The following is a 26,469-nucleotide window of genomic DNA, read 5'->3' on the forward strand; positions in this document are numbered from 1 at the left end:
GCAAAGTTCGCAACACAAAAGCGACTATTTTTCTTTTTCTAACTTAATGGTAAGCACTGGAGTATTAGAGTGGTTTACAAGGTCGCTACTAATACTGCCGTTGAAGAAATGAGCGATACCTTTGCGTCCGTTAGGGAACATACAAATAAGGTCTATTTTATTATCCTTCACGTAGTTGAGAATACCTGTTTCTACACGAATATCGTTGTATACGTGAGTTTCGTAATGCTGACGTACGTGTTCAGCTTCTTTGAGAAATTCTTGCATACGGTGGTTAATTTCGTGAGTGGTAAGGAATTGATAAGGGGTATTCACATACACTAAATCTACTTTAGCACCAAAGAGTTTTGCTAATTTCAACGCTTTTTCAAAAGGTTTTAAAAATCGTTTAGAGAAGTCGCAACCGAACATAACGTGTTTAATTTTGAGTTTTTCGTGTGGATTTTTAATTACTAACACGGGTACAGAAGCAGAGCGAATTACTTTCTCGGCATTGGAACCTATAAAGAGTTCTTTAGCTCCTGAAGCACCGTTAGAACCCATTAACACGAGGTCGATATGGTGTTTTTTCACAACATCTTCTACGGCATCGGGTAGAGGAGATGTTTCTACCAAATCAAGGATTTCTACATCGGTATTGAGAGTTTGGCGGAGATCGGTGAAACGTTGCTTGGTGAGGTTGAGAAAGTACATAGCCTCGGGCACAGATACTTGACTCTCGGTCATTAAGCGCAGTGGCAATTCTATAGCGTGAAGCAAATAGATTTTAGCTTTGTGTTTTTTAGCCAATTCTATTGCTACGTGGAGAGAAGCGATAGACTTCTCAGAGAAATCGGTGGTTACTAAGATGTTTTTCATAAGACTCTATTTTTTTAAATTATTTCATTTCCACAAACTTTTGTTTGATGAGGCAAATGTACGACTTTTATTTTTTATTTGCAAGAAAAAAGTTTCTTTTCTTTTCATTTTAGTAATAAATTATTATGAAATCAGCCTTTTATTATGTTAATTTCCTAAACTTCATTTTGTTACGTTACTCAAAATATAATATATAAAGCTATAAAACACTACATTCAACAACAAAAAGAAATAAGTAATTTTTACAATTTTAAAGACTTTATAATGAGACTTTTGCATTAATCTCAACACCGTTTGATATATGAGAAATATAGGCGACACTATAAAAGCAGTAAAAAATATAGTCCCCCCTATTATTTCAACCGCATTATTATACCTAAAACTATCACTTGTATGCAAAAGATTATTAAACAACATCTCCCAAAATACAAAAGGGTTGATTATCACACAAATCAAACACCAAATACCCAACAATAAAGTTACTTTTTTCATTTCTATTATTCATTCTTAATAGCACATTCTATCCATATAAAATAAAAGTTATTATCCTTTTTTTCAAACCAATAAATCCTCAAAAGGTCATCAACCTTACCATCATATTCCTTTAAAACAAGACCATAAAGTTTATGCTCTGTTTCTGGTGTAGTATTATAATCTATAGCAGGATAATAGAACAACTTAAAATCTTTTTCTTTGAGTTTTCCCTCGAAAAACTCATCAAAAATAGTGTTAAACGCCTTCTTTACTTTTGCCCTGCTATAGGTAGTAGAGTGGTGCATATCTATGGAAGGAATGCAATCAATTGTTACTTTTTTATCTATCTTAAAACTTTTATCTTTAAGCTGACAGAGCAACATAATAGAATCTTGCTGAGAAAAGCTATTTTCTTGCGCCCCAGCGAGAGTACTCACACAGCACAATATTGTTAATAGAAATGTTTTCATTATTTTTCAATTATCTTGTTTTTATGAGGTCTAATTGCCATTAGCCCTTACACAAATTTTCTATGGAAGGATACTATCGCGTTCAAACTTTTTGGAAATTAGAAGTTTCTTCATTATTTCTATTGTTTTATAGAGCCCCAAAATTACCACCTATTTATCTAATTTCCAAAACTTTTTTTACTTTTTTTCTTGTTATTTAAAAAAAACGTTGTATCTTTGCCCCGAAAAACAACATCAGAGGGGACATTTAAGTCCCCTCTTTTTATAGAAAATGAATTTTAAAGACCAAGTTAAAGAGTTAGTAGACAAAGCTTTAAGCAATCACCCTGAACTCTTCCTCACCGATTTAACCGTGGGGGCTGATAACACTATCCGCATCACTATCGATGGCGATAAAGGCGTATGTATAGATGATTGTATAGAACTCAGCCGTGCTGTAGAAGGTGCTTTAGATCGTGAAACTGTGGATTTCGCTTTAGAAGTAACCTCTTTTGGTGCTACCGAACCCTTTGTAATGGAGCGCCAATACACCAAAAACGCTGGTAGAACTGTACAAATTACAACCCTTGACGGCAAAACTCACGAAGGAGTACTCAAAGGATTGCAAGAAGGTAAAGCCGTTCTCGAAACCGAAACTCGCGAACCTAAACCTATAGGCAAGGGAAAAATCACTGTAAAAAAAGAGCAGCTTTTTGCGCTCACCAACATAAAAGAAACTAAAGTAATCATTAAATTTTAATTAAACGTATATGAATAGTCTTGAATTAATCGAATCGTTTTCAGAGTTTAAAGATGATAAACTCATCAACCGCGAAACCTTGATGGCTATTTTGGAAGAGGTTTTCCGCAACACCCTTAAAAAGAAATACGGCTCTGACGATAATTTCGATATCATCATCAACCCCGATAAAGGCGACCTACAAATCTTCCGCAACCGCGTGGTAGTGGAAGACGATGCGGTTACTAACGACAACCAGCAAATCGCCCTTTCGGCAGCTCGCAAAATCGAACCCGACTTTGAAGTAGGGGAAGACGTTTCTGAAGAAATTAAAATTAATGACTTAGGTCGTCGTGCCATTTTAGCATTACGCCAAAATCTTATCTCCAAAATCCACGAATACGATAGTATGACTATCTATCAACGTTTCAAAGACTTGATAGGTCAGCTATACGTTGCCGAAATCCACCACATTCGTCACAAAGCTATTATTCTGCTTGACGACGAAGGCAACGAAATCATTCTCCCTAAAGAAAAACAAATCCCATCCGACTTCTTCAAAAAAGGCGAACACGTGCGCGGAATTATTGAATCGGTAGAGCTTAAAAGCACTAAACCTACCATTATTATGTCGCGTACCTCTCCAGTGTTCTTAGAGCGCTTGTTTGAGCAAGAAATTCCAGAGATTGCCGATGGACTTATCTCCATTAGCAAAGTAGTGCGCATCCCTGGTGAAAAAGCCAAAGTAGCTGTAGATTCATTTGATGAACGCATTGATGCAGTAGGGGCTTGCGTAGGTGTACGCGGAGCACGTATTCACGGCATTGTGCGCGAGTTAGGCAACGAAAACATCGATGTATTGCCTTTCACCACTAATCCGCAATTGCTCATCACTCGCGCCTTAGCACCTGCACGTGTATCTTCAGTAATCATCAATGAAGAAGAAAAGCGCGCTGATGTGTATTTAGCTAACGAAGAAGTATCTAAAGCTATTGGAAAATCAGGTTACAACATCCGCTTAGCAAGTCAGCTTTCAGGTTATGAAATTGATGTATATCGCGAAGGAGTAACCGAAGAAGATATTGAACTTACCGAGTTCAACGACGAAATTGAACAATGGGTAATTGAAGAGCTCCAAAAAGCAGGTCTTGATACCGCTAAAAGTGTACTTGAACTTTCAGCTGAAGAGCTAATGCAACGCACCGACCTTGAGGAAGAAACCGTAAAAGAGGTGCTACAAGTACTTGCTGCTGAATTTGAGTAGCAGGTAAAAAGTAAGTGAAAAGAGGTAACAAAAAAAGGGAATTGACAATTGTGAATTGCCAATTGCTAATTGATAATTAAAAACATATATATGAGCGAGGGAAAAACAATAAGAATTAACAAAGTTTTAAAGGATTTGAACATCTCTTTGGCGACAGCCGTGGACGAACTCAAAAAACATAAAAATGTTGAAATTGAAGCGAGTTTGAACACTAAAATCACTGAAGAAGATTTTCAGTTTCTTTCTAACAAATTTAAAGCCGACAAAAACAAGCGTGCGGTTTCTAAAGAAATTGTAGAAGATAAGCGCAAAGAGCGTGAAGCCATCCGTATGGAACAAGAGAAGGAAAATAAAGAAAAACGCAAGCAACAAGAACAGGAAGTGATTCGTGCCAAAGCTCAATTGGCAGGACTCAAACCTGTAGGCAAAATTGACCTCGACGGGGGTAAAAAAGAGGAAAAAACTCTTCCTGCCGAAACTCCTAAAACCGAAGTAGTGAACACCCCTCCTACTCCTGTGGAGCCCATAGTAGCATCTAAAGCAGCTGTAACCCCTCCTGCTGAGCCTGCTAAAAACAACGAAAATAAAGATCATAACCACAAAGACCAGAAAGATATCAAAAAGAAAGAATCCCCAAAACCCGACGCTCAAAAAAATAAATCTGTTTATCAAAACCCTTTGATGCAAGCCCCTACCCCGCCTAAGAAAAAGGAACAACACGCCAAACACAAAGAAGAAGCTACCCCTGAGACTCCTACTGGCGTGATTGAAACTCAATACCAAAAACTTACAGGCCCTAAAGTGGTAGGTGAAAAAATTGACCTCAGTCAGTTTGAGAAAAAGAAGAAAAAACGCAAACGCAATCGCCATAAGGACAAGGACAAAGATAAAGAGGCACAAACCGCTATTGGTGCTACTGGTGCTATTAACGATAGCGAAAAACGCAAACGCAAACGCATCCGCAAAGATGAAGTGAATGTGGCTAAAGGCGGCGACACTCCTAAAAAAGAAAAGAAAAACAAGATTATTGCTAAAATAGAACCTACTGAAGAAGAGGTACAAAAACAAGTACGCGAAACCCTCGAACGCTTGCAAGGAAAAGGTGCCAAATCTAAAGGAGCTAAATACCGCAAAGAAAAACGCGAAACTCACCGCCAAAAAGCAGAACAAGAACTCGCAGAACAAGAACAACAAGAAAAAGTACTCAAAGTAACCGAGTTCGTTACCGTAAACGAATTGGCTACAATGATGGATGTGCCTATCAACAAAGTGATTGGCGCTTGTATGTCACTCGGTATTATGGTTACAATGAACCAGCGTCTTGATGCCGAAACACTTTCTATCGTAGCCGATGAATTTGGTTATGAAGTAGAGTTCGCAACCGCTAACATCGAAGAGGCTATCCACACCGAGGAAGATAAACCTGAAGATTTAGTACCTCGTGCGCCTATCGTAACCGTAATGGGGCACGTAGACCACGGTAAAACGTCTCTCCTCGACTACATTCGTAAAGAAAATGTAATCGCAGGTGAAAGTGGTGGTATTACCCAGCACATAGGGGCTTATGGAGTGAAACTCGAAAGCGGTGAACGCATCACTTTCCTCGATACCCCTGGTCACGAAGCCTTTACTGCTATGCGTGCTCGTGGTACCAAAGTAACCGACATCGCTATTATTGTAGTAGCTGCCGACGACGATGTGATGCCACAAACCAAAGAGGCTATTAGTCATGCTCAAGCGGCAGGAGTGCCTATCATCTTTGCTATCAACAAGATTGATAAACCTAATGCGAACCCCGATAAAATTAAAGAACGTTTGGCAGGTATGAACCTACTTGTGGAAGAATGGGGTGGTAAAATACAATCACAGGACATCTCAGCCAAAAAAGGTATTGGCGTTCCTGAACTATTGGAAAAAGTACTCTTAGAAGCCGAAATTCTCGAGCTAAAAGCAAACCCTAACAAGCCTGCTGTAGGTACTGTAGTAGAAGCTGCTCTCGACAAAGGTCGTGGTTATGTATCTACTGTACTCGTAGAATCAGGAACTTTGCGCGTAGGTGATTATGTGCTTGCAGGTACTAACTCAGGTAAAATACGCGCTATGCAGGATGAGCGTGGTAGAAAGGTGAAAGAAGCAGGCCCTTCAACTCCTATTACTATCTTAGGTCTCGATGGCGCTCCTCAAGCTGGTGATAAGTTTTACGTATTTGAAGATGAGAAAGAAGCTAAACAAATAGTAGCTAAACGCGCTCAATTACAACGCGAACAATCGGTGCGTACACAGCGCCACATCACCCTCGACGAGATCGGACGACGCATTGCCCTCGGCGATTTCAAACAGTTGAACATTATCCTCAAAGGAGACGTAGACGGCTCGGTAGAAGCGCTCACCGATTCATTCCAAAAACTCTCTACCGAAGAGATTCAAGTATCTATCATTCACAAAGGTGTGGGTGCTATCACCGAATCGGATGTATTGTTGGCTTCAGCCTCTGATGCGATTATCATCGGTTTCAACGTTCGCCCAATGACCAATGCACGTGCTTTGGCAGAAAAAGAATCTATCGATATCCGTACCTACTCTATCATCTACGACGCTATCAACGATTTGAAAGACGCGATGGAAGGTATGCTTTCACCTGTGTTCAAAGAAGAGGTTACCGGTACAGTAGAGATACGCGAACTCTTCAAGATTTCTAAAGTAGGAACCATTGCGGGCTGTATGGTAACCGATGGTAAAATCTACCGCAACTCTAAGATACGCCTATTGCGCGAGAATGTGGTGATTTATACCGGCGAACTTTCTTCACTCAAGCGTTTCAAAGACGACGTAAAAGAAGTGAGCAAAGGTTACGATTGCGGTTTGCAAATCAAAAACTACAACGATATTCACGAAGGCGATGTTATAGAAGCCTTCCAAGAAGTTGCCGTTAAAAAGACTCTTAAATAATAGGTAAGAGGTAACAGGTAACAAGTAATAGATAAAAAGCTGTTTAAACAATGTGTTTAAACAGCTTTTTTATAACTTAATCTTCTCAAAAAATGTCTCTTTGCAGTGTTCGGCAATGGTGATGCGCTGTTTGCCAAATACTACTTGGTTGCGCTCTACCACCTCCACTTTATCTAAGGCTACAATAAACGAGCGATGTACGCGCATAAATTGTTCAGGAGGTAACTCTTCTTCTAATTTCTTTAAACTCATCAGGGTGGTGATAGGAGGTGTATCACCGATGAGGTATATTCTCACATAGTCTTTTAGACTTTCTATATAAAGAATATCACTGTAGAGCACCTTCACTTGTTTGTAATCGGTTTTTACGAACATATAATCAGGTACTTCGGTGAGTTGAGGGGCAGTAGTTTCGGTGAGAAGTAGGGCTTTTTCTACCGTTTCCAAAAACTCGGAATAATCAAAAGGTTTCAGCAAATAGCCTATCGCATTTACTTTATAACCTTCTAAGGCATACTGATCGAAAGCTGTAGTAAAGACGATTTTAGAAGCCGTGGGGAGCTTTTTGGAGAGTTGCAAACCGTTGAGTTCTGGCATCTGTATATCCATATAGATAAGCTCGGGAGCTGGGTGGTTGTGCAGAAATTGCAATACTTCTATGGCATTGCTAAACTTCCCTACAAGTTGCAAGGAAGGAGTTTTCTTCACATAACTCTCTAGAAGGCAGAGCGCCATAGGCTCATCATCTACTATAATACACGTAAGCGGTTGCATATTCGTTTAGAAAGGATAGTTGATACCAAAGTTAAACACCGTTTCTTTTATTCTGAATTTCTTTATCCAGCGATCGCCTATAGGTTCAGCAGGATCATAGGTAGGAATACCCATATCAAGGCGAATGACAAAGAAATTGAAATCATAACGCAAGCCTAAACCTGTACTCAACCCTACATCTTTTAGTGATGAAAGATTCTTAAATTTATTTTCTTCAAAAGGTGTGTTATCGGCTACATTCCATATATTTCCCACATCGGTGAAAAGTGCACCTTTGAGTGCCCCTAAAATAGGAAAACGATATTCAAGATTGAGAGTAATCTTCATATTTGCCTCGTTGTAATCCAAAATCGACTGACTTGAGCCTGGACCTAAACGATAGGCTTTCCACCCGCGATTATCGGTAGTACCTCCCGCAAAATAACTCTGTGAAAACGGTATATTATCGGAATTGCCATACGGAATTGCTACTCCTAAGAACGAACGGAATGCCAAAGAACTTTGTTTGCCAATAGGAAAGTGTTTGATAAAATCGACTTCAGCCTTGGCATATTGGGCATATTCCACCCCAAAGAGTTTATTTTTGGTACTCCCATCGGTATTCACCACTTTATAAGTAGCTGTAATAGCATTGAGCAAACTGCCTGCTCCTTCTATTTTGAAGCGGAGTTGAGAGAAATTGCGTTCAAAAAACTGTGATTTGCTATTGATGATATAAGTAAAACTACTCGCCACGATAAAGTCGTTGTTAGTAATACGGTTATATCGCTCCAAAATACCGAATAAAGGCAACACATCATCAGGTTGAACAGTTATTGTTCGATTAAAAATATCTTCTAAGAAATTGAATGTACCTTCGCTGGGGGTAAGATTTCCTCTGCCGTCTACATATCGGCTGCCTAGGCTATATTTGCGAGCAATATCGTTCAGCTTTTCATACGTACTTTGGTAAATATTGAAAAAGTTACCAGGGTTGATATTGTTCACATATTGTACGTTTATCAAATCGAAAATGACCTTATTCTTTTGGTTACGCGGATTCCACACATAGCGCAACAAGCCCGAAGTAGTGCGTTTGTCGAGCCCTATATTCGTTTGATAGCTCATACCTCCTTGCAAAATAGTTTGAGGGGTCATATAGTATGGAATGAGTTTACGAGTATTCAGTGGAAAAACGATAGAAGGGAATATTAAGCGGATATCACCACTCACTTCTGAGGTATTGAAAAAGCGCGTATCCTTAAGTGTAGGCTGAGAGGCAAAAGCCCCTTGGAAGTTCAGTTCTAAAGTTTCAGCCCCTCTAAATATATTACGCGCTGCAAACGAAGTACCTATCCCAAAACCAATAGCTTCAATTTCCGAACGCTTAATCTCATTGGTAAGGCGCAGTGAAAATTTATCCATAGACGATAGGTAAATATTCGCATCGAGTTTGTTTTGCAAGGTATCATTGGCAGCGTATTTAAACTCCATATTGGGGTAGCGAAACACGCGCAAGTTATTGAACTGACGATAGGTATTACCGCGTTCCACATCGGAGTAGACGGCCCCTTTCCGCAGCCCCGTAGCGTGGTACAGCACACGCGGACGATAGCGAAGTTTGCCTTTGTAATAAATAAGCATATCGCGATACTGCAATGAGTCCAAAGTACTCTTATCTACCTTGCTGTCATAATCGGTGTAGAGGCGTATTTTATTGATGTGGTGTACTTTGTATTTTTTGGTGGTAATCACATCGCCATCGCGTTCTACAAGGTCGCCTATATCGGTGGTTACCTGCAATTTAGTGTCTTTTTGGGCGGTAACTGTATCACGCACAATTTGGAAGTTAATGGAACTCTGCTGAAAAGTGTAAAAACCATTATTGCGGAAAAGTTCGTATAGGCGTGAACGCTCGTTGCTAAAATCGCTAAGCTGATAGGGCGCCCCCGATTTGAGGAAAGTTTTTGATTTGTGCAATTGGTAAACCGAATCAATTTCGGGAGAAGTGATTTTCGTTTTGAGGCTATCCAAATAGTAACGCTCACCCGTGGTGATGTAGTAGCCTACTTTGGCTTGTTGTTTTTCTTCTTTAGGAAGAGGGAAAATGCTATCGGTTACTTTGTTGTTGAAATAGCCTATACTGCGGAAGTACGCTCCCAATTGTTTGGTAGATTTATGTACGCGGGCTGTATCAAGCACGGCAGGAGCTTCGCCTATACGCTGCAATTGGTGGTCGATACCCGATACTAAAAACGATTTCTGAAGTCTGCCCACCTGCTTTTCGGACAAGAATCCTTTGAGAAAACGATGCCAACGCGGGTGTGTATCAATCCATTGAGCGAAGTCTTTTTCGGCATTAGGATTGCCCAAATTGTAGATATACAAACTGATGGGCATTCCTAAAATATACGAATTAGGCTTTTGTAACACAAAATTGTTTATCTTTGCATCGTCGGTTTTAGCACCATTCACGTACACGAGATTTTCTCTGAGCAAATGGCGGTCTTTAGGCACACGCTTGGTAGCATCACACGCGCTGAGTGCAATGGTCAAGACGAGTAGCATACCGATAAGGCTTAGTGGGGAACGCGTATTTCTCACAAGTTTTTGTTTTTAGGGCTCAAAAATACACAATTATTTTATGCTTAGCAAAAATCAACTCAAATTAATTCAGAAACTACAACAGAAAAAATACCGCAATGAGCTGAATCTCTTTATAGTAGAAGGAAAAAAGAGCATCGTGGAATTTCTGCAAGCAGGCTACCGATTGGAACTGCTCATCGCCACCGAAGTGTTTGCCGAAGCTCTTAGCAATCACCCTATCACGCTGGTTAGCAAAGAGGAATTGAGGAAGGTAAGCACCCTCAAAAACCCTGATGAGGGTTTGGCAATTTTTCACCAACGCAAGCAAAAGGGCATACTGCAAGAGGGGGTAATTCTCGCTTTGGACAACGTACAAGACCCTGGTAATTTAGGCACACTGATACGCCTCTGCGACTGGTTTGGCATCGAAACTTTGCTCTGCAACACCCAAACCGTAGATTGCTATAACCCAAAAGTAGTGCAAGCCACTATGGGCTCACTTACCCGTGTAGCGGTGCATTATGTAGATTTAGCGGGATTTTTAGCTACTTGTAGTCTGCCCGTATATGTAATGGATTTGGAAGGTGAGAGCCTCTACACTACCGAATTTCCCAAAAATTGCATACTTATCTTAGGCAATGAAGCCAATGGGATAAGCTCCGAAGTGCGTGCCTTAGCAAATAAAGCAATCACTATTCCGCGTTTTAGCAAACACCAACAAACAGAAAGCCTAAATGTGGCAATGGCAGGAGCGATTGTTTTAAGTAAGGTAAGAGGTAACAATTAACAATTAACAGGTAAGAAGTAAGAGTTAAAAAAATTATCTAAACGACAAGAAATATGATAGAATTACTATTTTTAGTTGTATTTGCGATATGCTTTATACTACTATTGCGCAAATTTGTACCTATATGGCAGATTATTATAGCAGAATTCTATTTTGTTACATTTTTACTATTCCTTTTATTTTCAGGAGAGGAACACCCTTATTACGAAGCGATTGACCCTGCTGGACTTGAAAGTTATGAATTTGTTGCTTCCAAACACCGGCTGATATATATGATATTTTTTGTGTTATATCATATTTCCCTGCTACTACTTTGGTTTCGCAAATCAGATTTACCCCCACTAATTTTAGCATCGGGATTGTGTGTACTCTATATAGGGTTGTTTTTTAACGGGATACTCATCTTGCAACTTTTAGGCTCACAAGAAGGTGTTGAAATCTTAGCATGCTTCCCTATTTTCAGTCTGTTAGTAGGTTTAGGCATCATCATTCGCACGCTCTACGATTTGCCTAAAAGCTTGTCTTTTAGTCCTTCTAAATACCAATGGATCAATAAAATAAACGAAAAAATCTCTACAAAAAGCACTCTGTTTTGCTCCTCGGTAATCGCTATATTGCCTGTGTTTGTGCTCATTACCTTAATACTGATGCTCTTTGGAGATGATTACGATGCTGTGAGCAAAGCACTGACCGAGACTACTACTTGGGGGTTCTCACAACACGACCATCCTCCACATTTACCCCACCAAGGGCATTACCTTTGCACTGTAGCTGCCTGCGGAAGTCCGCAATTAGTAAAACCTTTGCGCTGGGGGATACGGGGCAAGCAGCGCATTATCGTAAACCGACAGCTGCAAATTGCCAACGCCTTTGAAGAACTCATCGCCGACCTCTCCCCTACCCTACACCGCTTTATACGCAAGAACTATGACCGCTATGGTTACGACCTCTCTAAAAAAATTAAAAGCCGCTGGGCTTCGAACCTCACTTATATACTGATGAAGCCCTTAGAATGGGGATTCCTACTTTGTTTATACACCTTTTGCTTACGACCAGAGGAGAAGATTAGAAGACAGTATTCTTTACAATTAACAATTAATAATTAACAATGAACAGATAACAATAAAGAGGTTAGAGGATAAGGTGTAAGGATTTAATTATCAACCATTAAGTATAGTTGATAGAAATATTACAAATAAAGAACAGTTAAAAAATTTGCGTATGTATTAAAAAAGTAGTACCTTTGCAACGCAAAACAGATTAAAATCGTTTTGAATGGTGCGGGACGAGACTTTGGGTCTCTATACGCCTTCACCCCTCCGGGAGGCAAATTGATGAAGAGTCAGTTTGCCTCCTTGTTATTTAAATCGTTTTGTATCTACTTGCAAAACTCTTTTGTCAGGCATTATAAATATGATAATTTCTATGTTTTTTGCACGCTTTTGTCTAAATGTAGCTTTAAGCATATTAAAAGCTTCTCTATTAGAGTCCAGCTTTTTAGTAAAATAAATAATCACTTCACTGACATTTTGGCTATTAGCCTCCTTCAAAGCGCTCTGAATAGCATTCTTCCCATTGGTACTTTCTGCTACTTTTATATCTACATACCTTAGGTTTATTAAATTAAATGCATCAGGATTTTTCTGTCTATCTTGAATTACAGGTAATAGGCGATACTTCCTCCCATTATCAGCTAAGATTTTCAAAGCCTCAATATTCTTGTACTTTTCGGTTTTACTTTGAGTACCTTCATTAAATTTCTCTACAAGTCCGCCATTGATAGTCTCGTACATTACACTAAAAGTAACATCTTTATACCTCTTTCTTAATACAATATGGCTATAGGTGGTAAGGTGGTGTTTCATTTTTATAAAGTTTGTAGGCTCACATTTTTTCTAAAAGATTGAGACGCAAAGGTAATAATAATTTGACAATTAGGAAAGTTAGGACAATAAAAAAACCACCGCTGAGCGCGTAAATGCATAGCGGTGGTTTTTGTTTGATTATTACTAAACACCTGACACCTGATTAAGGTTTAGCCTTTATAAGACTCACATAACAGGGGAGTGCTTGAAAGTGATCAAATTATTTACCTTCTACTAAGTTTTTTAGCTTTTCAAATTCTTCGTCGTTGAGACTTTGTTTATACAATTCATTCACTAACCAAAGTCCGCTTTTTTTAATCTTTTCATTAGGAGAATAACTGCCTAACCAATTTTCAGAAGGTTTTATTTCACCTGCTTTTGCAGCATTAGAAAGGGTAGAAATGATTCTGCTCTCCCAGAAAAGTCGGTCGTCTTTAGTTTTTACTTCAAATACTGCAAAAGAGAGGTTTTGCTGTATATATTCACTAATTCGCTTTTCTAAAGCCTTTTCAAAATTTACATCCAGCAAGTGAGCATATTTTTGTTTACCTTCCTTTGAGGTAGTATCATACTCCCATTTTTCAGCATAAGGGTGATGAGGATCATCTTTACGCAACAGACTACGCCCTATATTTTTTCTAAAAATGCTTCTATTCTTATTCTCTTTTACAAAATGTTGTTTTAAGCGAGAATAGAGTTGATTGTCCCCTATATGGGTACCTACTCTGATGATTCTATCACAATCATTAAATTTTTCACCTTTCTCAAAGATGATATAAATACCATTAGTAGGAATTTCATTCTTATTTACTTCAAAAGGAAAAGTAAAACGCTTTTGCGCGTTAAATAACTGATGTAATTGTACTGCGAATGAGTTCATTTTAAGCTGTTTTATTCGTTAAAAATTGTAGTCGTTCACCTATTTTCATTCCTTTTAAGGGGAGTTCGAGATGTTTTAGGTGAGATTGGATAGGTGTGAGGTAGTTTTCTCCTGCCAAAATCACAAAAGTATCTTTTTCTAAATTTGTCACTTGTTTAAGTTGCTCCACTACTTTCTTACCCCATTCTGTTCTTTCCTTTTTACTCATAGTGTTGAGAGTAAGGTTATATGGGGCGGTTACTTTATCAAGAGGGAGCAGATGATGTAGTGCCGATAATATGTAAATAGCATCGGGTCTTAGCTTTTTAGCATAAGCTAAACTTTTTACAAATAAAGGGCTTTGGTATAGCTCCTCTGCTTGCATAGGCTGAGGAGCTTTTTTTGAAACACAAGAGATTAGTACTATTTTTTTCATAAACTAATAGTATCTATTATTTTAACTCATTTATAATTTTACGACCAAATTGCTGAGTATTCCAAGTATCTTGATAGTCTATTTCAAATTCCTCAGCGATTTTTCTTAAAGCTTCCTTGACTGTTCCCGCGTAGCGATTTCCACAAATAAGAGTATTATTTTTGTTTATATACAAACAATCTTCTCCTCCCACGATAGCATTGGGGTCTCCCAATGTGTCAAGTATCTTTTTAGCAAACCATTCTATGCCATTTTCAACGGCTGTATCTTGATGAAATTTAAGCCCGTTTTCGCCAGCTATTTTATGCAGAATTGCAATAGTCACTTTTTGTTTTACATATACTTCTACAGCATTATTGTCATACAAAACCACTATATATTTCCCTTTAACTGCTATTTCTTTATATTTTTTCATTGTACAAATATTTATTTTTTCTTTCTTCCTTTCTTTTTGCTTGTGCCAAATAGGGCTCCCAATAAAGTTGCACCTATTTTGCGTTCTACCCCTTGGCGAGAAGTAGGCACTCCTATTCTGCGAGAGGTTTTACTGCGGAGTGCTGTAAGTCCTACAGCACGTTTCCACGAAAAAGAGAATCCTGTTCCTTTTAAAATACTGCTAAATAGTCCCATAAGTTGATTATTTAATATTAACTTTGCCTAAGTTAGGAACTCAGGCAAAGTTGAAAAAAGTGTGTATTGCTATTATACTAATTTTTTAATGAGTCGTGACAATACGCCGCCTTTCTTTTTATTTTTTTCTTTGGCTTTACGGGCTTTTTCCATTCTTTCGGCTATAGCTTTTCCTTCTTTGGTACGAAGGTCTACTTTACCGTCAGCTTTTCTTTTTACCCCGCTTGAAGTTGTAGTTTTCTTGTCGGATTTTTTAGCTGCCTTTTCTTTTTCTTTTTTAGCAGCTTCACGAGCTTTTTTTGCTCTTTCTACCATTTCTTTGTATTCAGTAGTTCTTTTATCTACTTTTCCAGTTGCTGTTTTTTTTAGTGCCATAGTTTTAAAATTTAAGGTTATACATTAGGCTTCGATTTCTAAATCATCAGCTTCTTCTACAAAATCGTCAAACAATTCGCTTGCTTTTTCATCGTCTATGCCAAGTAGTTCAGCAAAAGCAAAATAGTTTTCCATCTCGTCGGCAGTAATCACACCATCGGATGCTAATACTTGCAGGCTAATAAGCAATGTAGCTTCTTTTTCACCAGCTTTCACAGCTTTAGCAGCTTCCTCGAGATAAGCATCGAAATCGTCATCGCTGAGTTTTTCTATTTTTTTGAAAGCTGCCTCTACTTCTTTTTGTAGGTCGTTGAGTTCGAGTTCTTCAGCCAAATCGGCTACACATTCTTGTGCAATTTCATCGTAGGCTCCTTGTGCAGTTGCAGCAGCAGCGATAAAAGGGGCAATAGTTTTTGTTTTAATTCCCATAATATTAGAATTTTTAAGTGTTAAAAAAATGTTTTATTTAAGTACGATAAACTCCACACGTCTATTTTCATCGGAGTTGGGGGTATTAGTGTTTTTTGTTTGCTACTTCCAAAACCTTCATAGCTGAGGCGACTCTACTTTTTGTACTTCTTCAGTAAGAGAAATGGTTTGAGTAGCAGCAGGTTTCTCTTATTTATTGGTTAATAAAAAATAGGCGATTCCTGCCAAGAATACTAACAATACAATCCACACCCAAAAAGGAATTCCTTTTTTACCACCTTCATAAGTGATTGCATACCCTACTTTGTAGTTAGGGTCGGTTTTAGGAAGGTCGCCTACTTGGGCTGTGATACCATATTGTTCGGCTTTTTGTTGTAGTTTAGCAAGGCTGGGAGCTGTCCACATTTTGCAGAAAGCGATTTTATTGTCTTTTACTTTTAACCATTCACCATCTTGAGTAAAGCAAGCTTGGTCTTTTTCAAACCATTCATTTCCTGCTTTTTTCTCAGCCTCAAGGTCTTTAGTAGTGTAGAATAGTTCACCAATACCTGCATCGGGACATACACTACTTTTTGCGAATATTTGTTTTAACTCACTTAGAGTTGTACTAGGGTACATTTCTAAATAAGCAGCAATAATACCAAGGGCTGTTCTGTTCTGTGTTCTTCCTGTTACAAGAGCTTTTTTTGCCATTTTTATTTCTTTATTTAGTGTTAGTATGTTTTAGTGTTTTTTTTAGAGAGTGCCTAAAAAATAGACACTCTCTTAGAAATCAGTTCTTATCGTAAAGCTTCAATTACTTTTTTACCGAACTGTTGAGTATTCCAAGCCTCGTCGTACTTAATTTTGTACTTAGTAGCTACGGTACGCAAACCTTCTTTAGTACTACCTTCAAACTTGCTTCCACAGATAACGGTACCTTTGGCATCGGTATACACACAGTAAGTTTCATCAGCAATAGCAGGAGCTCCACCACCAAGAGCATCAATTAATTTTTTGCCAAACTGACGAGTATTCCAAGATTCGTCATACTTGAAGTTGTTTTCATCAGCGATTTGGCGCAAAGCACCTTTAGCATTTTCGTAGCGGTCGTACACGTCGATAGACTTGTTGTCGTAGATAGCCACGATATACAAATCAGTAGCTACCAATTCTTTGTATTGCTTAATCATATTATAAAAATTTTAAATTGTTTACTTGTTTATTTTTTTCTTGCCTTTTCGCGAGCAAGACTTTCTTTAGAACGCTCTATTTGTTTTTTGAGACTTTCGATAGCACGGTCGTGAGAAGCGGCTTTATCTACTTTAGTCTTTTTATAAGAAGCTTTACTACTAGGAGAAGAAGCTTTTTTTGCCATATCGCCATAATAAGCATTGTCCTTCTTCTTGTTTTCTTTCTCTTTGGCTAATCGCGCTCTGAGGTCGATGATTTGTTTTCTGTAATATTCTACTGACATTATTTATTATTTTTCGGTTTCTGTTGTTATCTTTTTTCAGGGGCAAAAGTATAATCGCTTCAAAAAATACGAAAGTCCAATTTTGTACAATTGTGTATAGAATTTCTGTACAATTTTGTACAGTTTGGTGTTTTTTGTGTATATTTGCACCCTTATTATAAATACTTGACGTGGAAAATGACAAATGATTTAGCTACTGATAACGCTTATAAACAACACATTAACCGCTTACAAAACGAAGTAAACCGCTCCTTTGGAAAAACAGTTACTTCTATAGCTGACTTTGAAGAATTATCGGAAAAAACGCGTCTATCTACCCAAACCTTGCGCCGCTTCTTTGGAAAAATTGACAAGGAGAAACAACTTAGCACTGCAAGCTTAAATTTGCTGTGTAACTACATTGGTTTTGCTGACTGGCAGAGCTTTTGTAACAACACAACCCCTGCTACCCCTACACAACTGCGCGAGGTTATCAACTCTTTCTACGACACTATTGCTTTCTCGGGCGCGAGTTTTTTCGACGTTAAACTGCGTGACACTCACGAGGCTTACGCTCCTATCATTTTAAACGATTTGCCTTATGCCTATTCGTTCTTGGAACGCTATAAGAACACCCCAAAAATCACTCAGTCGCTTTACCCTTGGTTCCCGTACTACGATTATATGGCACAAGCGAGTTATGTTCACCTCATTGAAACCTATCTCGCCACTCAACCTTTGGAACACTTGAGAGTATGCCAAAATTCTTTTCTGGCTTACGGCGTATTCTGTAGTACAAAATGGGGGGGGGGGCAGGTTTTGTAGAAAAATATACTACAGAAGCTGATAAATACATTGAATCGGTATGGCGAGATTATCCTGATAGTTTCTTTCATTACCCTGAAACACGCTATACCATAGCCAAAGTAGTATTGGCTTACTTGAACAACAATGAACAAGAAGCGATTCGCGTGGCTGAAGCTGCTTTACATCGCAATCTACGCGCCAAACCCTTACACGTGTTTGATGAGGAATTTAACACTCCTGATATCCTCATTTCTAAACTGTGTAATGCTCTTATATGGATGGGAAAAGTGGATTTTGCAATAGAGATTTATAGTACTTTTAGCGAAGAACTTTTTCTAACGAAAGATCCTGTAGAAAATATGTCGCAGCGTTTTGTATATGAGCGCGACACTCAATTTGCTGCCCAAACGGTGGATATGTTGCGTTTGTTTGACCCTTCTATTCCTGAGCTTGTTTCTAAACGTCAGCCGCATTGGAAAACGAGGGTATATGAAGAAATTCAGCAACTTCTCATCGATTTGAAGCGCTGTAAAAAAGGAGAGTTAAGCAAGCGTCTGACCTTAAAAGAGCGCTTGCGCACCCTTGCTAAGCAAACAAACTTCGGGGTCATAGAAAATTTGATACAACTATTCCAATAAAAAATAAATCTGTTTGAAGAATTTTATTTGTGTGGGCGTTTGCAAAACGTCCACACATAACATACTACAAAAGTGATTGATTATCAGATTTATAGAATCTGTCAAAGTTTTGGGACTTTGACAAAGTTTATGATGCAAAAGCTATTTTTAGACTTTTCGGACAGCCCCATTTTTCTTACTTCTTATCTCTTACCTAAACTAAACTCCTGTATAGTTCTCGGGGGTGATGACTTTTAGTTCTGCCTTTACATCTTCACTTACTTCCAAGGTATCAATGAAGTTACTGATAGTCTCGGCTGTGATAGCAGTATTGGTGCGCGTGAGGGCTTTGAGGGCTTCATACGGATTAGGATAACCTTCACGACGTAAAATCGTTTGAATAGCTTCGGCTACTACTGCCCAATGGTCTTGTAAATCTTGACGGATTTTATCTTCGTTTAAAAGGAGTTTATTGAGCCCTTTGAGGGTAGATTGCAGGGCGATGAGTATATGACCAAAAGGCACCCCTACATTGCGCAATACTGTACTATCGGTGAGGTCGCGCTGTAGACGGGAAATAGGCAATTTCGCCGATAAATGCTCTAAAAGAGCGTTGGCAATACCTAAATTACCTTCAGAGTTTTCAAAATCAATAGGATTTACCTTATGAGGCATAGCCGAAGAGCCTACCTCGCCTGCTTTTATCTGTTGTTTGAAGTAATCCATAGAGATATACGTCCAAATATCGCGATTCAAATCGATGAGAATCGTATTGATGCGTTTGAGAGCGTCGAAAAGAGCAGCTAAATGGTCGTAATGTTCAATTTGGGTAGTAGGGAATGAGTGGTGTAACACCAATATTTCCTCAACAAAGCGGGTGCCGAAAGCCTTCCAATCGATATTAGGATAGGCTACTTTATGAGCGTTGTAGTTGCCAGTAGCTCCGCCAAATTTGGCAGCATAAGGCACTGCAATAAGGGTTTGTAACTGTTGTTCCATACGCACGACAAACACCTCAAACTCTTTACCCAAACGCGTAGGAGATGCTGGCTGACCGTGAGTGCGCGCTAACAATGGCACATCTTTCCATTGGACTACTAAACTTCTCAGTTTGCCGAGTAATTGCTCTAAAGCAGGCAAATACACTTGTTGTACGGCTTCCTTGATGCTAAGCGGAATAGCGGTATTGTTGATGTCCTGAGAGGTGAGCCCGAAGTGGATAAACTCCTTATAGGGTTGCAGTTGCAGATAATCGAAAGCTTCTTTTATAAAGTATTCTACCGCTTTCACATCGTGATTGGTAGTTTGCTCTATTTCTTTTACTTTTAGAGCTTCCTCTTCGGTAAAATTTTGGTAGAGTTTTCTCAAATCGGTGTATTTTTCCTTAGGAAAGGCAGCGAGTTGAGGCAAGGGGAGTTCACAGAGCGCGATGAAGTACTCTACTTCCACTTGTACGCGATAACGAATGAGTGCCATTTCGGAAAAGAAAGGCACAAGGGAGGTCGTTTTATCGGCATAACGACCATCAATGGGGGAAATTGCGGTTAACATAATTTCAAATTAGCAAATTAGCAGATTAGAAAATTAGAAAAATTGTCTTATTGCTTAGTGTGTAATAGTCGGGTGAGTTTGATAGCCAAATCGGTAAAAATAACTTTGCCATTACCATTGCGCTCCACGTGTAACTGGGCTTCTTCGAGGAGGTTATGTATTGCCTCGATATTGTTGCCGTGAATAAAAGGCGCAAATTTAGCAAGTTGAAAAGTAGGATCGTTGAATTGCATATACACCAAATTGGAGGCTGTGTAGTTCAGCAAAAATGCCTGACGAAACACCTCTGCACAATAGAGTAAAAATTGTTTTTGCATCTCTCTATTCACCGTATTAATCTCGTCGCTCCATTGCAAGAGTCCTCGTATAGAGGCTTTGTTGCCACGCGCACGGTAGGCAGTACGCACCCACGCAATAAACCAACGTTCAAAAGTTGCTTCTTCGCTTTCTTTGTTGTCCATCAGTTGGAGGGCTTTGTTGAAGTTTCCTTGAGTGCGTAGGGCTATTTTGGTTGCTTCGGCTTCAGCCAAACCACGTGCGATGAGCGCTTCCTTGATAGCTTTCTCACTGAGTGGCGGAAAGCGCAGAATTTGGCAACGCGATTTGATAGTGTCTAACAAGGCATTTTCATCTTCTACCACCAAGAGAAAGACCGTTTTATCGGCGGGTTCTTCAAGGAGTTTGAGGAGCTTGTTAGAGGCTTCGGGATTCATCTTCTCTGCCATCCAGATAATCATCACCTTATAGCCCCCTTCAAATGATTTCAGTGCTAACTTATTAGTAATCTCTTTAGCCTCATTTACCCCTATGTTGGCTTGTTTTTTCTCAATTCCAAGGAATACGAACCAATCGAAAAGAGAGCCATAGGGCTGTTCCTTTACAAAAGTGCGCCATTCGTCCATAAAGAGCGAGCTAATAGGGTCTTTTTTCACCTTGTCGTTAGTCGCTGTGGGGAAAGCAAAATGGAGGTCGGGGTGAGCGAGTTGAGCACATTGGTTTTTTGCTTTAGGGTTATCGTGCGAAAGAATGAGAGTCGCGTAGGCGATTGCCATTAGCAGTCCTCCTTGTCCTTCGCCAGCGACAAATAACTGAGCGTGTGGAATGCGACCTGCTTCCACACTAGCTTTTAAATAGTTCTTTATAGTGTCATATCCTAAAATATTGTTCATTGTTTAGGGAGTGTTAGGGGTCAGGGATTAGGGATTAGGTTTCAGGGGGTTAGTAGTAAAGCAAGGGCAAGAAAAATAATACTGCTCCTAACAAAAATAGCACTGCCAGAATGTGAATTACAAAACTATTTTTTCTCAAAAATATATATTGTTGTACCAAACGTATTGCCCAGAACAACGAGTTACCAAGTAAGAAAAATTTTCCTAAATTAGTAGTGAGAAGTTCGTTAGTAAAACAGAAACAAACTATTGCTACTGCTACAAAATAATAGATTATTTGTATATTGAGGATTTGGATAATTCCGCGATTGGCAAAACTGAGTTTTTGCACCTCTTCCTTCCATTTAAAAAGTCTCCAAAACAACAAATGGAAAACAGCAAAAAGCAAATTATAAAATCCTAAAAAGATAATAACAGAGTACATAATAATATTTTGGACTTTTAAAGCTGTTAAAACAAAGGTTTTTGTTTGGCACTTCTAAAATAGGTAATTAGTATTATATTCCTTTCCTCATCTATTTCATAAAATATAGAAAATTTCCTATCAAGGAGCGCTTTTCTATGTGTTTTTAGTCTTTCACTATATTCATCAGAGCGATAAGGATTTTCTTTTATTTCTTTTTCAGCTTTTGCTACTGCTACTGCTATTTTTTCAGAATAAGCATTTGATTTATTTCTTCTTATCCAATAGGTAAGTGTCTCATCAAGATTATCAATAGCATTATTTGTCCAAAATAATTCCATGTTTTTCTTGTATTAATTTGTGAACTTCTGAAGTATGTTTGTAAAGACCTAATCTTTTTTGTTCTTTAGATTTTTCTATATTTTCTATATCTTCTGCCGACAAATCGTTGTAGAAATCATCGTTTTCTACAACTGTTGTCTTTATTTTAAATCTATCAAACAAAGGTTGAAACAACAATAAATCGGCGTTGTCAAAAGTTATTTTAAGTGTTGTTGTATTCATTGTTTTAATCTTATTTAGTTAAAGAAAATTTAGCTCTAATTTCAAATACCTTATAAAGGTTCTTGCTTATTACTTCTAAAGTGCATAATTGATATTACCCTTTCTTCTTCTAGAACCTCATACTATACTGAAAATTTAGAATTTAGAAAATTCTTCTTATACAATTCTAAATGTTCAATATATTTAGCCAAAAAATAGGGAGCTTCTTTCAACTCTTTCTCAAGTACATCTACAGCATCAATAATCTTTTGAGAATAATTGTATGATTTGTTATGCTTATACCAAAAATCAAGTGTATCAAGATAACTTATCCTAGCCCTCAATGACCATCTTATTTCCATAACGCGCTTTTGCATCTTGTTGTACTTCTAAATGACTAAACCATAGCCCTGCATGAGTTTCTTTTTTAGAAAGTTCTATTTGCTCAAGCTCTTTTTGGGTAAGCCCATCATAGAGGTCTTCTTTTTTAACTCCCTCTACATAATTCTCTGATTCTATTACATTTGTATTCATTGTTTTAATCTTATTTAATTAAAGAGATTGCTCGTTATTCTCGTTGTGATTTTCTTCTAAAAAGCACTTGGTTAAAACTGCTTACTCTACTGCGGTCTTGTTGGGTGATAATCGCATAGACAGCCCACGGAATCAGCAAATAGCCTCCTAATACTATGTAGTTCTTTCCTGCAAAAGCATAGATAAGTGCAGGCACTCCCAAAATGAGAATGGCTAAGGCTACTATTTGCCCTATTTTTGAGGGTTTGGCGCGAAAATCGTTGGGTTCATAAGTAAAACGGCGATTGCAGTTAGGGCAGACGAGTGATTTTTCTTCCCCCTCTTGCATCGCAAACTCCACACGGTCAGTAGCTTCTGTAGTGCAAGATAGTTCTTCAGCGCAATGTTTGCATTTGGTGTATACTTTCATTTCTTACTTTTTAAAAAGTTCTGAATGTGAGCCTAAACGGGTAAGAACAATTCTCTTTTGTTCTTCATCATATTGTAGCCAAATAATGAGTAAATCTGGCTCTATATGACATTCTAAATGACCTTTGTATTTCCTGTTAAAAAATGAGCTTTCATTTTTAGAGGTAACTGTTCTACACCTCCAATTCTTAATTGTTTAATAGTATCATCTATCTTAGCTATTTTTACCTTATCATTCAAAAACTTCTTATAATCCTTCTTAAAACTTGTAGAAGAGAATAACTGATACTGATACTTATACTCATCTTCTTTTTTAGTTTCTGTAGACTCCATAATCTTAGTTTTTTAAGAACGACAAAAACGCATCAACATCATCAAAGAAAGGTGTATCTTTGTCCTTTATCAACCTTTCTGCTTCAGCCATAGCTTCTTTGGTTTCTTGATTAGGAATCTCTTTCTCTTCCTTCTTTAATTTTTTAACATCAACAATATTAAAGTTAAGACTTTTAAGGATATTCATAGCATTTTCCAAAGAAATACCTTGTGGAGGAGTGGTTAAAATTGCATTCATATCTTTTTATTTTTTTAGTTATTAGTCTTCTTCCGCATTTTCATATTCAAAAACTCAACGCCCAATGAGAAAGCTATCGCAAAGTACAAATAACCCTTAGGCACTGCCCCTACTGTTTGTCCAGCGAGTACCGCTTCCGAAAGGTGCATACTCTCGGTAATGAGCATAAAGCCAATGAGTATCAGGAAGGAAAGGGCTAATATTTGAATTGACGGATTGCGGTTCACAAAATTACCTACTGGGTTGGCAAAGAGCATCATTATTCCCACCGAAAGAATTACAGCGATAATCATTAGGTAAATCGCACCTTCCAATCCATTGGTCATTCCCACAGCTGTGAGGATACTATCTATTGAAAAAATGATGTCTATCAGTAAGATTTGCACGATAACTCCGCTAAATGAAGCGTGTTGTCGCGCTTGAAGCTGTTCCGATTCGGTAACGTGCTCTATATGATTTACTTTGGCGTGAATTTCTTTAGTTGATTTGTATAGTAAGAAAATACCTCCCGCGAGAAGTATCAGTGCTTGTCCGTTGAAATGTGCTGAGAACCAACCCCAATCAAAACTGATAAGCGGGTCTTTAAGACGAATGAGGAAGGAAATCCCTAATAGCAAACCTATACGCATAAACATTGCCAAGAAGAGTCCCAAGCGAGTAGCACGTTTGCGTTGGTTTTCGGGTAATTTACCTGTAACGATAGAGATAAATATCACATTATCAATCCCCAAAACTATTTCGAGGAAAGTAAGGGTAAGGAGCGCCACAAGGGCATCAACAGAAAATAAAAAATCCATAATATTTCAATTAACAATTGATAATGAATAATTAACAATAATTGAGGCGACAAAGGTAGTAAAGAATTTGCTAATGAGCAAATTTGGAAATGAGCAAATTAACCTTTATCTTTGCGCTTTCTAAAAAAACTAAAACAATTCATCTGATGAAAAAAATGCTATTAGCCCTTTGTGGCTTCGCTTTTGCGCTGAAAGCAGGCGCACAAGACAATCCTTGGCAACAACAAGCTGATTACCAAATGGACGTGACAATGGATGTGAAAACCTTTCAGTATAAAGGCACCCAGAAACTTACGTATACAAACAACTCCCCCGACACTCTTCGCGTGGTATTCTACCACCTCTACTACAATGCTTTTCAGCCTAATAGCGAGATGGACAGCAACTTGCAAGCCCTCCCCGACCCCGATAGACGTATGGCTAACAACGTAGGTACTAAACAAAAACCTATCTACGAGAGTAGAATTGCCAAACTATCACCTTCCGAAATAGGCTCTTTGCGCATTACAGCTATGACTCAAGATGGGCAAAAAGCGACTTTCACTCACGAGAGTACTATCTTGAAAGTTACCCTCCCCTCCCCTATCCTCCCTCATAGCAAAACAGTGCTCGATATGACTTTTGAAGGTCAGTTGCCCGTGATGATACGCCGTGCAGGACGCAACAACCCCGATGGCGTAGCTCTTTCAATGGCACAATGGTACCCTAAAATGGTGGCTTACGATCACCAAGGTTGGCACACCACAGAGTACTTAGGACGTGAGTTCTATGGCGTTTGGGGTAATTTTGATGTGAAAATCACCCTCGACAAAACCTATATGGTAGCAGGTTCGGGTATACTCCAAAACGCTAATGAAATAGGCTTTGGCTATGAAGATGAAGGGGTGAAAGTTCCTGCGCTACCTAAAAAAGCAAAAACCAGAACTTGGCACTTTGTCGCCGAACGCGTACACGATTTCACTTGGGCTGCCGACCCTCAGTATGTACACGACAAACACAAACTTGCCGATGGTAAAACTATACACTTCTTCTACAAGAAATATCCTGAAACTTGGAAACGCATTCAGCCTGATATGCTAAAAGTATTTGATTATTTCAACAAGCTCATCGGTGCTTACCCTTGGCCTCAATACTCTTTTATCCAAGGTGGTGACGGCGGTATGGAATACGCTATGTGCACCCTTATGGTAGGCGGTGAAAAATATGAAAAATTAGTAGGTACTGCCACTCACGAATTGGCTCACTCTTGGTTTCAGCATCTTTTAGCTACCGATGAAGCGGCTTATCCGTGGATGGACGAGGGCTTTACTTCGTATATACAAACCCTTGCGGAACAGCAAGTTTTAGGACTTGTCCCTCAAAACGCATATCCTTTTGAAGATGCTTATGAGGGCTACCTCAATTTGGTACAATCGGGTTTGCAAGAGCCTACTATCACTCATTCCGATCGTTATGCAACCAACTACGCCTATAGCATTGCCGCTTATTACAAAGGTCAGTTGTTTCTCACCCAATTAGATTACTTAATGGGCAATGAGGCACTACTAAAAACTCTCAAACGTTACTACCGCGAATTTGCTTTCAAAAATCCTACCCCTAACGATTTTATTCGCATTGCCGAAAAAGTATCGGGTTTGCAATTGCAGTGGTTTCTCAACGAGTTTATGCAAACCGACCACGTAGCCGATTACGCTATCGACAAGGTGACTGCCAAAGGCAATAAAACTACTGTTACCCTCAAGCGTTTAGGCAGATTGCCCCTCTCTATCGACCTTTTTGTAACTGATAAAGCTGGAAAAACTCAATATGTATATGTGCCTTTGCGAATGACTTACGGCGAAAAACCTAATACTTATCCTGCTTACTCTCACCTTGTGCTCCCTGCTTGGGGGTGGGGTAACCTCACTTACACTTTTGAGCTTGATATGCCACTGAGTGATATCCAAAGCATAGTGTTAGACCCTAACAACAGAAGTGTGGATATCAACAGAGAAAACAACGTGTTTAAACAATAGGCTCTAAATAATAATCAAAGGTTGAAGGTGGTGTAGAGGAAAGCAAAACCATTTTTCAACCTTTGATTTTTTACTAAACCTTTGACTTTTAAGAAGAATATAACGAGACATTTCGATTGAAATAATTAAAACTATAAAAGATTCTTTCTTAGGAATAGACAAACAA

General features: G+C 38.7%; 31 protein-coding genes and 1 pseudogene. 8 read left to right on the forward strand and 24 right to left on the reverse strand.

What is annotated here, in order from left to right:
• Positions 1 to 24: 24 nt before the first annotated feature.
• Together CBG49_RS14780 and CBG49_RS14790 are read right to left on the reverse strand one after the other, a co-directional pair.
• Positions 25 to 858, reverse strand: coding sequence for a universal stress protein (locus CBG49_RS14780; RefSeq protein WP_088595090.1), 834 nt, complete (start codon positions 856 to 858; stop codon positions 25 to 27).
• Between the two features lie 497 nt (positions 859 to 1,355).
• On the reverse strand, positions 1,356 to 1,802 hold the full coding sequence (locus CBG49_RS14790) for a hypothetical protein (RefSeq protein WP_088595092.1): 447 nt from the start codon (positions 1,800 to 1,802) through the stop codon (positions 1,356 to 1,358).
• A gap of 271 nt (positions 1,803 to 2,073) precedes the next feature.
• On the opposite strand from CBG49_RS14790, the gene rimP reads away from it, so the two are divergent.
• The 3 genes from rimP (at position 2,074) to infB (ending at position 6,733) form a co-directional block, all read left to right on the forward strand.
• The gene (rimP, locus tag CBG49_RS14795; protein ID WP_088595093.1) at positions 2,074 to 2,541 is read left to right on the forward strand and encodes a ribosome assembly cofactor RimP; all 468 of its coding nucleotides are present in this window, start codon (positions 2,074 to 2,076) and stop codon (positions 2,539 to 2,541) included.
• 10 nt (positions 2,542 to 2,551) lie between these two features.
• Complete coding sequence (nusA, locus tag CBG49_RS14800) at positions 2,552 to 3,784, forward strand: transcription termination factor NusA (RefSeq protein ID WP_088595094.1); 1,233 nt, start codon at positions 2,552 to 2,554, stop codon at positions 3,782 to 3,784.
• 90 nt (positions 3,785 to 3,874) lie between these two features.
• Positions 3,875 to 6,733, forward strand: a complete 2,859-nt coding sequence (gene infB / locus CBG49_RS14805; protein WP_088595095.1) for a translation initiation factor IF-2 — start codon at positions 3,875 to 3,877, stop codon at positions 6,731 to 6,733.
• 69 nt (positions 6,734 to 6,802) lie between these two features.
• Here infB and CBG49_RS14810 read toward each other — a convergent pair whose 3' ends face one another.
• On the reverse strand, positions 6,803 to 7,507 hold the full coding sequence (locus tag CBG49_RS14810; RefSeq protein ID WP_088595096.1) for a LytR/AlgR family response regulator transcription factor: 705 nt from the start codon (positions 7,505 to 7,507) through the stop codon (positions 6,803 to 6,805).
• A 6-nt stretch (positions 7,508 to 7,513) separates the two neighbouring features.
• Positions 7,514 to 10,090: a translocation and assembly module lipoprotein TamL gene (gene tamL, locus CBG49_RS14815; protein ID WP_088595097.1), complete on the reverse strand. Its 2,577-nt coding sequence runs from the start codon at positions 10,088 to 10,090 to the stop codon at positions 7,514 to 7,516.
• Positions 10,091 to 10,130: 40 nt separating this feature from the next.
• On the opposite strand from tamL, the gene CBG49_RS14820 reads away from it, so the two are divergent.
• Together CBG49_RS14820 and CBG49_RS14825 are read left to right on the forward strand one after the other, a co-directional pair.
• Positions 10,131 to 10,859 (forward strand): TrmH family RNA methyltransferase, encoded by a 729-nt coding sequence (locus tag CBG49_RS14820; RefSeq protein WP_088595098.1) that lies wholly within the window; start codon positions 10,131 to 10,133, stop codon positions 10,857 to 10,859.
• Between the two features lie 53 nt (positions 10,860 to 10,912).
• Positions 10,913 to 11,965 (forward strand): DUF6688 domain-containing protein, encoded by a 1,053-nt coding sequence (locus CBG49_RS14825; RefSeq protein WP_088595099.1) that lies wholly within the window; start codon positions 10,913 to 10,915, stop codon positions 11,963 to 11,965.
• 252 nt (positions 11,966 to 12,217) lie between these two features.
• Here CBG49_RS14825 and CBG49_RS14830 read toward each other — a convergent pair whose 3' ends face one another.
• The 10 genes from CBG49_RS14830 to CBG49_RS14875 form a co-directional block, all read right to left on the reverse strand.
• Positions 12,218 to 12,724, reverse strand: a complete 507-nt coding sequence (locus CBG49_RS14830; RefSeq protein WP_088595100.1) for a hypothetical protein — start codon at positions 12,722 to 12,724, stop codon at positions 12,218 to 12,220.
• A gap of 220 nt (positions 12,725 to 12,944) precedes the next feature.
• The gene (locus CBG49_RS14835; protein ID WP_088595101.1) at positions 12,945 to 13,604 is read right to left on the reverse strand and encodes a GIY-YIG domain-containing protein; all 660 of its coding nucleotides are present in this window, start codon (positions 13,602 to 13,604) and stop codon (positions 12,945 to 12,947) included.
• Position 13,605: 1 nt separating this feature from the next.
• Positions 13,606 to 14,019: a DUF6884 domain-containing protein gene (locus tag CBG49_RS14840; protein WP_088595102.1), complete on the reverse strand. Its 414-nt coding sequence runs from the start codon at positions 14,017 to 14,019 to the stop codon at positions 13,606 to 13,608.
• A 16-nt stretch (positions 14,020 to 14,035) separates the two neighbouring features.
• On the reverse strand, positions 14,036 to 14,434 hold the full coding sequence (locus CBG49_RS14845) for a hypothetical protein (protein WP_088595103.1): 399 nt from the start codon (positions 14,432 to 14,434) through the stop codon (positions 14,036 to 14,038).
• 11 nt (positions 14,435 to 14,445) lie between these two features.
• The gene (locus tag CBG49_RS14850) at positions 14,446 to 14,649 is read right to left on the reverse strand and encodes a hypothetical protein (protein ID WP_088595104.1); all 204 of its coding nucleotides are present in this window, start codon (positions 14,647 to 14,649) and stop codon (positions 14,446 to 14,448) included.
• Between the two features lie 72 nt (positions 14,650 to 14,721).
• The gene (locus CBG49_RS14855; RefSeq protein ID WP_009413792.1) at positions 14,722 to 15,024 is read right to left on the reverse strand and encodes a hypothetical protein; all 303 of its coding nucleotides are present in this window, start codon (positions 15,022 to 15,024) and stop codon (positions 14,722 to 14,724) included.
• 24 nt (positions 15,025 to 15,048) lie between these two features.
• On the reverse strand, positions 15,049 to 15,453 hold the full coding sequence (locus CBG49_RS14860) for a cysteine--tRNA ligase (RefSeq protein ID WP_009413793.1): 405 nt from the start codon (positions 15,451 to 15,453) through the stop codon (positions 15,049 to 15,051).
• A gap of 189 nt (positions 15,454 to 15,642) precedes the next feature.
• Positions 15,643 to 16,146: a hypothetical protein gene (locus CBG49_RS14865; protein ID WP_088595105.1), complete on the reverse strand. Its 504-nt coding sequence runs from the start codon at positions 16,144 to 16,146 to the stop codon at positions 15,643 to 15,645.
• Positions 16,147 to 16,232: 86 nt separating this feature from the next.
• Positions 16,233 to 16,625 (reverse strand): hypothetical protein, encoded by a 393-nt coding sequence (locus CBG49_RS15950; RefSeq protein ID WP_193433070.1) that lies wholly within the window; start codon positions 16,623 to 16,625, stop codon positions 16,233 to 16,235.
• A 29-nt stretch (positions 16,626 to 16,654) separates the two neighbouring features.
• Complete coding sequence (locus tag CBG49_RS14875) at positions 16,655 to 16,909, reverse strand: hypothetical protein (RefSeq protein WP_009413796.1); 255 nt, start codon at positions 16,907 to 16,909, stop codon at positions 16,655 to 16,657.
• Between the two features lie 177 nt (positions 16,910 to 17,086).
• Between CBG49_RS14875 and CBG49_RS16200 the strand changes: the two genes are divergently transcribed.
• On the forward strand, positions 17,087 to 17,713 hold the full coding sequence (locus CBG49_RS16200) for a hypothetical protein (RefSeq protein WP_227002911.1): 627 nt from the start codon (positions 17,087 to 17,089) through the stop codon (positions 17,711 to 17,713).
• On the forward strand, positions 17,689 to 18,333 hold the full coding sequence (locus CBG49_RS16205; protein WP_227002912.1) for a hypothetical protein: 645 nt from the start codon (positions 17,689 to 17,691) through the stop codon (positions 18,331 to 18,333). Before CBG49_RS16200 ends, CBG49_RS16205 begins: the two co-directional genes overlap by 25 nt.
• 198 nt (positions 18,334 to 18,531) lie before the next feature.
• Here CBG49_RS16205 and purB read toward each other — a convergent pair whose 3' ends face one another.
• The 10 genes and pseudogenes from purB to CBG49_RS14935 form a co-directional block, all read right to left on the reverse strand.
• The gene (purB, locus tag CBG49_RS14885; RefSeq protein ID WP_088595106.1) at positions 18,532 to 19,863 is read right to left on the reverse strand and encodes an adenylosuccinate lyase; all 1,332 of its coding nucleotides are present in this window, start codon (positions 19,861 to 19,863) and stop codon (positions 18,532 to 18,534) included.
• A 47-nt stretch (positions 19,864 to 19,910) separates the two neighbouring features.
• Positions 19,911 to 21,032: a DNA polymerase III subunit gene (locus CBG49_RS14890; RefSeq protein WP_088595107.1), complete on the reverse strand. Its 1,122-nt coding sequence runs from the start codon at positions 21,030 to 21,032 to the stop codon at positions 19,911 to 19,913.
• Positions 21,033 to 21,081: 49 nt separating this feature from the next.
• Positions 21,082 to 21,456 (reverse strand): hypothetical protein, encoded by a 375-nt coding sequence (locus tag CBG49_RS14895; protein ID WP_088595108.1) that lies wholly within the window; start codon positions 21,454 to 21,456, stop codon positions 21,082 to 21,084.
• A gap of 26 nt (positions 21,457 to 21,482) precedes the next feature.
• On the reverse strand, positions 21,483 to 21,776 hold the full coding sequence (locus CBG49_RS14900; RefSeq protein WP_088595109.1) for a type II toxin-antitoxin system RelE/ParE family toxin: 294 nt from the start codon (positions 21,774 to 21,776) through the stop codon (positions 21,483 to 21,485).
• Entirely contained in the window at positions 21,754 to 21,999 is a 246-nt protein-coding gene (locus tag CBG49_RS14905; protein WP_088595110.1) for a hypothetical protein, read from the reverse strand. Before CBG49_RS14905 ends, CBG49_RS14900 begins: the two co-directional genes overlap by 23 nt.
• Positions 22,000 to 22,311: 312 nt before the next feature.
• Positions 22,312 to 22,512: a hypothetical protein gene (locus CBG49_RS14915; RefSeq protein WP_088595111.1), complete on the reverse strand. Its 201-nt coding sequence runs from the start codon at positions 22,510 to 22,512 to the stop codon at positions 22,312 to 22,314.
• A 34-nt stretch (positions 22,513 to 22,546) separates the two neighbouring features.
• Entirely contained in the window at positions 22,547 to 22,921 is a 375-nt protein-coding gene (locus tag CBG49_RS14920; protein WP_088595112.1) for a hypothetical protein, read from the reverse strand.
• 3 nt (positions 22,922 to 22,924) lie between these two features.
• Positions 22,925 to 23,253 (reverse strand): annotated as a pseudogene (locus CBG49_RS14925) (type II toxin-antitoxin system YafQ family toxin).
• Between the two features lie 4 nt (positions 23,254 to 23,257).
• Positions 23,258 to 23,491, reverse strand: coding sequence for a hypothetical protein (locus tag CBG49_RS14930; RefSeq protein WP_009750893.1), 234 nt, complete (start codon positions 23,489 to 23,491; stop codon positions 23,258 to 23,260).
• A 14-nt stretch (positions 23,492 to 23,505) separates the two neighbouring features.
• Positions 23,506 to 24,288 carry a TerC family protein gene (locus CBG49_RS14935; protein ID WP_088595113.1) on the reverse strand — a complete coding sequence of 261 codons (783 nt, stop codon included), beginning with the start codon at positions 24,286 to 24,288 and terminating at the stop codon, positions 23,506 to 23,508.
• 146 nt (positions 24,289 to 24,434) lie between these two features.
• On the opposite strand from CBG49_RS14935, the gene CBG49_RS14940 reads away from it, so the two are divergent.
• Positions 24,435 to 26,303, forward strand: a complete 1,869-nt coding sequence (locus CBG49_RS14940) for a M1 family metallopeptidase (RefSeq protein ID WP_088595348.1) — start codon at positions 24,435 to 24,437, stop codon at positions 26,301 to 26,303.
• The last annotated feature ends 166 nt before the right edge of the window (positions 26,304 to 26,469 follow it).

The organism is Capnocytophaga endodontalis (genome assembly GCF_002209445.1).
Lineage (GTDB): Bacteria > Bacteroidota > Bacteroidia > Flavobacteriales > Flavobacteriaceae > Capnocytophaga > Capnocytophaga periodontitidis.